General features: G+C 39.4%; 2 protein-coding genes. One reads left to right on the forward strand and one right to left on the reverse strand.

The features are described 5' to 3' along the window. Positions 1 to 988, forward strand: a 988-nt coding sequence (locus tag AC55NX_RS20615; protein WP_496997435.1) for an SEL1-like repeat protein, incomplete at its 5' end; no start/stop codon positions are given. Positions 989 to 1,033: 45 nt separating this feature from the next. Here the strand turns inward: AC55NX_RS20615 and AC55NX_RS20620 are convergent. Further along, a complete protein-coding gene (locus tag AC55NX_RS20620) occupies positions 1,034 to 1,222 on the reverse strand; it encodes a hypothetical protein (RefSeq protein WP_159440512.1) in 189 nt (62 codons plus the stop codon). Between the last annotated feature and the right edge of the window lie 564 nt (positions 1,223 to 1,786).

Consider the following 1,786-nt stretch of genomic DNA (forward strand, 5'->3'; position numbering starts at 1 on the left):
GGAACTGTTGAAAATGGCTGAAGAAAGTCAGCCATTTAACCCGGATCCGTACATCTCCAGTACCTATCGTCCCGGAGATCCATTGTATGAACCTGTACTCGCTATCCAGCGAGAACGCTGGGATATAGCCAAAAAACTCCTGCAACCCTTAGTTGAACAAGGCAATGCTGATGCAATATATTGGCTGGCTCATATCTCTGGGGGCAGTATCTACGCAGGCAAAGAAATTGCTCGGTTATTCCGGAAATCCGCTGAATTGGGCAACCCTTATGCAGCTCTTCGTTTGGATGTTAGCAGTGAAGATTGCAGCCTTTATCTTCGCGGCTACTGTGACCCCAAATGGGGAAAACTCGGGCGAAAACTACTGCAAGAGCGGGCAGAGAAAGGCGATAAAAAAGCAGAGTATTATCTGCTTCAGTACGATGAAGACAGCTCAGAAGAGGTGCATAAAGAGCTGGAACGACTAGTCACTGAAAATGCTAAAAATCATTATTATCAGCCATTAGAAAAATTATTAACAGATTATTTTGACAATTGGCACATGCCTTTTTTAGACAGAGATAAACCTTTAGGAAAAAGAAAAAAGTTATTATTAAGCGAATTAATAAAAATCGCAGCTGATAATAACTACATTCCAGCTATAAATATGGTTTTCCAATATAAAAAATTATTCAAATCAGATTATATTCATATAAATTTAATAAAAATATTAAATCTTGGTGGCGATCTAATTCATTGCCAAAATTATTACATCAATAAATCAAGAAAAAATAGAGAAGAGATAATAGATGGGGCATCTTGTGCCATAGCCAAAGATTATATTAGAGGTGAAGATAATGAAATGTTAATTTTCAACTTTTCACTAAAGAAAAATAAATTAGATAAATTAACCTCTGAAGAGCTTCAGAAAGCAGAAATTCGAGCCCAAAAAATTATAAAAGAAATGACACCAATGATTTATATTGATGAAATGAATCCAAGACCATAAATACTACAATAAGGGGGGTCAGCAACCTGATCCCCCTTTTCTCCATTAAATCCCTTCTACGTCTTCTTTAATCAAGTTTATCTCATCAAACGTAATCAGATTATTGAGAAATAGCAGAATCTCACGCAGTTCATTTTGGTCAACGGAAGGTGCGGTGCTGGTGGCAAGAAAATCAATCAGATAACCGCGAGCGGTCAGGTGTAAATCAAGATGAGTGGTTGAATTTGGCATCATGGCCTCCTGTAGTGTTTCAAAATCACCACCAGAGGTTCGAATCTCAGAGGTGGTGAACTGGGAGGGTTCGAACTACCGCACCACAGGTTGCAGCCTGACTGAGTCAGCCCAACCCAGCTCACCATAATCGGAGTGAGTAAAGGCTACACACAACGGCTCATCAATACAATATGAGTCACTTGTGTATCTGTGGTTTGTAGCAGGGTTCGAATCCCGACACCGTTTTTTAGCGGTGCAGATGTAGCGTAAGCAGTGTCTGATTTGCTGACGAGTCATAAGAAAATAAAGCGCGTGTCATAGAGTAAAATCTCATACTTTGCTCACACTGGGGTCATCATTATTTTGCGAGTAATTTCACACTGTGCTGCTTTGAAACACCAATTCATCATGATTCATATTTAGATTGGGTTACAATCAAACCGCTCAAATGAAGTCATTTACAAGGTCAACTTGAAGCAATAAACTCAAGGAGAAAAATTATAAGGATGGAAGGCACCAGCCCGGCACATCTCGGCCCCAAAACCCTTGAGAAGAATTTTTCAGAATGGCGGAATAATAAATTCC

Source organism: Vibrio rubrogenes, from assembly GCF_059641415.1.